General features: G+C 32.7%; 7 protein-coding genes and 1 pseudogene. 3 read left to right on the forward strand and 5 right to left on the reverse strand.

Annotated elements, in window-relative coordinates:
* Nucleotides 1-80 precede the first annotated feature (80 nt).
* Both hslR and hslO read left to right on the forward strand, forming a co-directional pair.
* Nucleotides 81-476, forward strand: coding sequence for a ribosome-associated heat shock protein Hsp15 (hslR, locus tag ACGH80_RS04500; protein WP_296301292.1), 396 nt, complete (start codon nt 81-83; stop codon nt 474-476).
* A complete protein-coding gene (gene hslO, locus ACGH80_RS04505) occupies nt 463-1,341 on the forward strand; it encodes an Hsp33 family molecular chaperone HslO (RefSeq protein WP_411578419.1) in 879 nt (292 codons plus the stop codon). The genes hslR and hslO overlap by 14 nt, the downstream gene beginning before the upstream one ends.
* A 221-nt stretch (nt 1,342-1,562) precedes the next feature.
* Here hslO and tsaA read toward each other — a convergent pair whose 3' ends face one another.
* The 4 genes from tsaA to metN all read right to left on the reverse strand — a co-directional run bounded on the left by tsaA (nt 1,563) and on the right by metN (nt 5,101).
* Nucleotides 1,563-2,276 (reverse strand): tRNA (N6-threonylcarbamoyladenosine(37)-N6)-methyltransferase TrmO, encoded by a 714-nt coding sequence (gene tsaA / locus ACGH80_RS04510; RefSeq protein WP_411578423.1) that lies wholly within the window; start codon nt 2,274-2,276, stop codon nt 1,563-1,565.
* Between the two features lie 122 nt (nt 2,277-2,398).
* Nucleotides 2,399-3,301, reverse strand: a complete 903-nt coding sequence (locus tag ACGH80_RS04515) for a MetQ/NlpA family lipoprotein (protein WP_065590425.1) — start codon at nt 3,299-3,301, stop codon at nt 2,399-2,401.
* 14 nt (nt 3,302-3,315) lie between these two features.
* Nucleotides 3,316-3,957 carry a methionine ABC transporter permease gene (locus ACGH80_RS04520; RefSeq protein WP_411630600.1) on the reverse strand — a complete coding sequence of 214 codons (642 nt, stop codon included), beginning with the start codon at nt 3,955-3,957 and terminating at the stop codon, nt 3,316-3,318.
* Between the two features lie 112 nt (nt 3,958-4,069).
* A complete protein-coding gene (gene metN / locus ACGH80_RS04525; protein WP_065590426.1) occupies nt 4,070-5,101 on the reverse strand; it encodes a methionine ABC transporter ATP-binding protein MetN in 1,032 nt (343 codons plus the stop codon).
* A 118-nt stretch (nt 5,102-5,219) separates the two neighbouring features.
* Between metN and gmhB the strand changes: the two genes are divergently transcribed.
* Nucleotides 5,220-5,756 (forward strand): D-glycero-beta-D-manno-heptose 1,7-bisphosphate 7-phosphatase, encoded by a 537-nt coding sequence (gene gmhB, locus ACGH80_RS04530; protein WP_174799254.1) that lies wholly within the window; start codon nt 5,220-5,222, stop codon nt 5,754-5,756.
* A gap of 221 nt (nt 5,757-5,977) precedes the next feature.
* On the opposite strand, the pseudogene ACGH80_RS04535 reads toward gmhB, so the two are convergent.
* A pseudogene (locus ACGH80_RS04535) lies at nt 5,978-6,436 on the reverse strand (DUF4184 family protein); the annotation flags it as partial.
* Nucleotides 6,437-6,842: the final 406 nt, after the last annotated feature.

The raw sequence follows: 6,842 nt of genomic DNA on the forward strand, positions 1-6,842 counted from the left end.
ATAACATCGTTAAGATGTTTAAGTTATTATGTTCATTTGAGCTTAAAAAACTCAATAATAAGTAATATGAGGTAGTAATAGTGCTTATAAGATTAGATAAATGGCTTTGGGCGGCAAGATTTTATAAGTCTCGATCGTTAGCACGAGAAATGGTTGATGGTGGCAAAGTGCATTATAATGGCCAACGTACCAAACCAAGTAAGCTTGTTGAAGTCGGTGCAATCTTAACGCTTCGCCAAGGCTCTGATCAAAAAACAGTTCGGGTTTTAGCCATTAGTGAACAACGAAAAACTGCCATTGAAGCCCAGCAACTTTATCAAGAAACTCCTGACAGTATTACAAAACGAGAAAAAATAGCGCAAGCGCGTAAACTTAATGCATTGACAATGCCGCATCCAGATAGACGGCCTGATAAAAAGGAACGGCGTAATTTGATTAAATTTAAATATGATAGGCAAAAAGATGGCAATGATTAATATGGATACTTTGAACCGTTTTTTATTTGATAATCACCCTATTCGTGGTGAAATTACCCGACTGGAACAGACATATCAAGCGATTTTAGATAATCATACTTATCCAATAGCAGTGCAAAAATTGCTTGGTGAATTATTGGTTGTAACTAGTTTATTAACTGCAACACTAAAATTTGAAGGCGATATTGCTGTTCAGTTACAAGGTGATGGAGCGTTATCTTTAGCGGTTGTTAATGGTAATGATCAACAGCAGCTACGCGGTGTTGCTCGGGTTAGCGGTGAAATCGCTGATAATGCAACACTTAAAGAGATGGTGGGTAATGGCTATGTCGTTATTACTATTACCCCTAAAAATGGTGAGCGTTATCAAGGTATCGTTGGTCTGGAAAAAGATACACTTATTGGTTGTATCGAAAATTACTTTATACAATCAGAACAGCTCCCTACTCGTCTATTTGTAAAAATAGGTGTACATGATAATAAACCAATAGCAGCAGGTATTTTATTGCAAGTTTTACCTGCTAATGAAAATACAGTTGAATCATTTGAGCATGTTAGCACTTTAACTGAGACAATCACTAGTGATGAGTTATTTCAACTTTCTACTGATGAGATTTTATATCGTTTATATAATCAAGAAGAAGTACGTCTTTTTGAAACGCATGATATTACTTTTAAGTGTGGATGTTCACGTCAACGTTGTGAAGATAGTTTAATGACTTTACCAGCTAATGAGATTGATGAAATCCTAAAGGAAAACGAGGGAAAGATTGATATCCATTGTGATTATTGTGGAAAGCATTATCTGTTTGATGCAATTGATATTGCTGAAATTAGAAGTACAAGTAACCTACATTATCATTGATCTTAATAGAAAAATACCACTAAGGTTATTAACACCTTAGTGGTAAAGTGAAATATAGGGAATTAAACCCGTATTCAATTTAACAGAATAGAAAAAAGATACCAATTTATTTTATCGGTTTTATATAAAAATTTTGTAAAGTAAATTTACAAAACTATTTTACATTGAAATTAATAAAAAATTTTTTAGCCTTAACTTTTTGAAATTCATAAAAATTATTTTCATTTACTTTCTACATAAATATCTTCAACAATGGCATGTTGATTTACGATTCTCCATTTAATATTAAAATGGTAAAGTGCAAGTCCGTATGCTTGTTCATTAATGTTTTTTTGTTTATAGGCTGGTCTTGGATCTTGGGATATTACTTGTGTAATTAATTCGGCGAGTTGAGGATAACTTTGTTTTTGTAAATCCAAAGATAATCGTGCTTTTTGTGAGAACTCTACTGTTATTTTTTTTTCAGGAGTAGATTGTGCGTATCCTGCAAGTGCTTCTGAGTAGCTATCGGAATAAGGGAGATAAGGCTTGATATCAATAATTGGTGTGCCATCGACTAAGTCGAGACTTCCTAATTTTAAGACTACTTGCTTATTTTCTATGATGATATCTTTTAACTCTACTGCTGAAAGCCCAATATGATTAGGTCTAAATGGCGATCGTGTAGCAAACACCCCCATTGTTTTATTACCGCCTAAACGAGGAGGGCGAACGGTTAATCTCCATTTTTCAGGGGCAACATGGTGAAATAGGAATAATAGCCATAAATGTGAAAATTGTTCTAATCCTTTTACACTGATAGGGTCATTATAAGGTGCTAATAAATAAAGTTCCCCTTGTCCTGCACTAACTAGATTGGGTTGTCTTGGAACGGCAAATTTTTCACTATACGGTGAGCGGATAATACCGATTGGTTCAATTTGATATGTCATTATTGGTCGATAATTTTGTTTATGAGTAGCAGTTTTGTTAAGTCATTTAATTACTATCTCTATTTCCGCCGATCGATACAAAGATCGGCGGATTTAATATTAGGCTAATATCTATTTATAAATTATTACCAACCGCGAATAGCTCCACCATTAAAAATTTGGTCAGCTTTTTGTGCAACAGCTTCGGTTTGGTATGCTTTTACAAAATTTTTCACATTTTCATTATCTTTATCCGTTTCACGCGAAACAATAATGTTGACATATGGTGATTCTTTATCCTCAACAAAAATACCATCTTTACTTGGTGTTAGGTTTGCTTGTCCTGCAAATGCGTTATTGATGATTGCAAGATCAACTTGGGCATCATCCAATGAACGAGGTAACATTGGAGCTTCAAGTTCTAAAATATTGTAGTTATAAGGGTTACTTGTAATATCAAGTACAGTTGGTAGTAAACCTTTAGATTTATCAACCGTAATCATCCCTTCATGTTGTAATAATAGTAATGCACGTCCTAAGTTTGTAGGGTCATTAGGAATAGCAATCGTTGAGTTAGCTGGAATGAAAAACGCTTCACCGCGTGGTGAAGTGACTTTTACGCCTTCGCCTGTTTCTATTGATTCATCAATTGGTTTTAGTTTATGAGAATAGCTTGCAATAGGATAAACAAATGAATTACCTACTACAGCTAATTTATAGCCACGTTCTTTCATTTGTTCATCTAAATAAGGTTTATGTTGGAAAGCATTTACATCAATTAAGCCATCATTTAATGCTTGATTTGGGGTTACGTAATCGTTAAAAATAACTAGTTCAACATCTAGATTATAAAGATCTTTTGCTTGTTGTTTAACTACTTCAGCAACTTCTTGTTCAGGGCCTGAAATTACTCCGACTTTTAGAACGTTTACTTTAGTTGGTTCTGTTGGTTTGTTATCTGTTGTGGCTGTTTGTTTATTATTATCACAGCCAGTTAGAAAAAATGCACTTACCAATGTGGTAATAAGTGCTAGCTTTTTAATAGACATATATTTCTCCAAAATTAATGATGCGAGACGCGTTTAACAATCATATTGCCAATAAATTGAATAATAAAGACAATAATAATTAATATAACTAAAACAGTATTCATTATAGCTGGCTTGTAGCCGTTGTAACCATATTGAATAGCAAGTTGCCCAAGGCCTCCTGCGCCAACAGCTCCAGCCATTGCAATATATCCTGTCAAAGTAATTAAAGTAATTGTCATACTATTGACAATTATAGGCAATGACTCAGGTAATAAAACTTTATATATAATTTGTAGTGGTGTTGCACCCATTGAGCGTGCAGCCTCTATTAATCCTTTGGGAACATCTAATAATGCATTTTCTATCATACGTGCAATTAATGGCGATACACCAATACTTAATGGTACCACTGCAGCTTGTTTACCTATAAAGGTGCCCATTAAAATTGTGGTGAAAGGAATAATCCATACAATTAATATGATAAAAGGGATTGAACGAAATACATTAGTAATAAAAGAAATAATGCTATTAGCGACATAACAATCCAATATTTGTCCTTTACGCGTCGTATAAAGTAATATACCAACGGGTAATCCAATTATCGTTCCCCAAAAACCTGATAAGATGACCATAAATAGAGTTTCATCTGTTGCTTGTGCCATTTTGAACAGCATTGCTTCATTAAAACCATTAAATGATGAACAAAAAGCAACAAAGTCAGCCCAAAAATTATATTGAGTTAAATATCGAAATAATGATTCAAAAGGTTTAAATGAAGGAATAAAATCAAACATAGCCGAGCACCTCTACTTTAGTATTATTTTTTTCTAAGAATTGAATTGCTGATGCCATACTTTTTTGTTTTCCTTTCATTTCTGCTAACATTAAGCCAAATTTGACTCCTCCAGCATAATCCATTTGTGCACTGATAATGTTACTATCAATTTCGAATTCTTTAGCGATTTGAGATAATAATGGTAAATCAACGGAGACTCCTGTAAATTCTAAACGTAATAGCGGATTGAGTCCTTCTTTGTGTTCAGATGATAGCCTTATTAAATAATCATTTGGAATACTAAGGTGTAAGGTTGATTGAATAAATTGTCGTGCAATATCTGTTTTAGCATGAGAAAACATTTCGCCTACTGATGACTGTTCAACTAGTTCGCCATCACTTATAACAGCTACTTGATCACAAATTTGTTTTACTACATCCATTTCATGAGTAATTAATAAAATTGTTAATCCTAATTTTTGGTTAATATCTTTTAGTAATGACAAAATTGAACGTGTTGTTTCAGGATCAAGCGCACTGGTTGCTTCATCACATAATAATACTTTGGGGTCACTTGCCAAAGCTCTCGCAATAGCAACACGTTGTTTTTGTCCTCCAGATAAATTAGTTGGATAAACATTCGCTTTCTCTGTCAATCCGACTAATTCCATAAGCTCATTTACTTTCTGCTTAATTGCTATTTTAGGCGTTTTATTGAGTTCTAGAGGGAAAGCGATATTATCAAATACAGTACGTGAGGAAAGTAAATTGAAATGTTGAAAAATCATACTAATTTTTCGGCGTATTTCAATTAATTTTCTATTAGATAGATTAGTGATCTCTTGATTATCAAAGAAGATCTTCCCACTAGTCGGCTTTTCTAGTAGGTTAATGCAGCGAATAAGTGTGCTTTTCCCAGCCCCTGATTTGCCAATAACACCGTAAATTCCCCCTTGGGGAACATGGATATTAATGTCTTTTAAAGCATAAATTGGGGTTTTATTATGCTCAAATGTTTTCGAAATATGTTGTAGTTGTATCATAATATATAAAAACAAAAGATGAATAAATGAATATTAAGACGTCTAGACATCTAAGTCAATCAATAATATGCTATATGAATTAGAGTAATATCTAAAATTAAAAGGAAAAAAAGTAAATATGAAGCCAGCAATTTTTTTAGATCGAGATGGTACTATTAATATAGATTATAATTATGTACATACAATTGATAAGTTCCACTTTATTGACGGTGTTATTGAGGCAATGCAAGAGCTCAAGAAAATGGGTTTTTTATTAGTCATTACAACCAATCAATCAGGTATTGCTAGAAATATATTTACAGAAGAACAATTTCATACTTTGACTGAATGGATGGATTGGTCTTTGCAAGATCGTGGTGTTGATTTAGATGGTGTCTATTATTGCCCTCACGATCCGTTAATGGATACTTGTGAATGTCGCAAACCAAGTCCAGGTATGATTCAAACAGCAGCTAAAGAACTAAAAATTGATATTGCTAATTCCTATATGGTTGGAGATAGAGTGTCTGACCTATTATCGGGTAAAAAAGCTGGCGTTAAAAAAACTGTGTTAGTAAAAACGGGTGATACCATAACAGAAGAGGCATTAGAACAAGCTGATTTGATTATTGATAGTTTGGCTGATCTACCAAAAAGAATAAAAAACCAATCTTGATTGTTGTTTTAACTAATACAGTGTTTAGATTAAACGCTGTATTAAAGTTATACTTTTAAGTATCAGTGGAGTAATGGTTAATCCAATAAAACAGGCACTAATAAAAGTAACAACAGTTATATCTAGCTGATTTGTAGAAAAAGAATAGTTGCCAAAAATAAGCAAAGTAATAAGTGTTACTAAGCTCCAGTATGGAAAACCAATTTTATTTTGTTTAGATGTTACAATCGGTAAATAATAAATAGTCCCACAAAACTCATACCAATTAATGAACCACCATGTTGTAATAAACTAAAAAGTTGAACAAAACAACCTGACGGATGAGTAAAAGAGTCCCACCTAATATGAGAAATTATGCCAATAATTGCCGATGTTAAAAAACTTAACCAATGCTAACAGCAATATTTATTCCAGTTGAAAGTTAAATAATTAGCAAATCACTTATAAAAGAAATTAGGTAAATTTTTAATTAAAACATTTCGAATGATAAAATGAAAAATATAAGCAATAACTAAAGTCATTGGTAAATCAAATAGAAAAATACCAGCTAGACTATGACTTAAAGCACTTTTTACTTCCATTATTAAGAAGTACTCAAAATCAAGAGCCATACTATCAATAATCAAAGCCGTCATAGAAAGATGAGGTTTCTTATATAAAGGTAATATGATAGCTGGATGAGCGAATGTAAAAAGTACTTTTTATTCTAACTTAATAAAGAGTGTTTAATTTAAAGCTATTTTGTTTGTTATAAGAAATATAATCGACCTACCAAAGATATTAAATATTAGAATTTGGTTTTACAACAATTCAACTTAGTTTGTTTTTAGCTCGTCTTGAGCAAAAAAAATGCAAACAAGAAAAAATGCGTAATGATCTCTTGTATAATTTTTTTAAACCCCTATAATACGCATCCACTGACACGCAGTCAGCGACAAGCAGACGAAGAGTTGGTGATTAAGTGAGATCAAAAATTTTAAAAAAAGATCTTGACGAATAAAAAAGGTTGGCGTAGTATACGCAACCCTTGAGACAGCGAACTAAATCAACGAAAGGTTGACGAGAGATGTAAGCTGTTAGCTCTTT

The organism is Gilliamella sp. BG1 (genome assembly GCF_046635625.1).
Classification (GTDB): domain Bacteria; phylum Pseudomonadota; class Gammaproteobacteria; order Enterobacterales; family Orbaceae; genus Gilliamella; species Gilliamella bombi.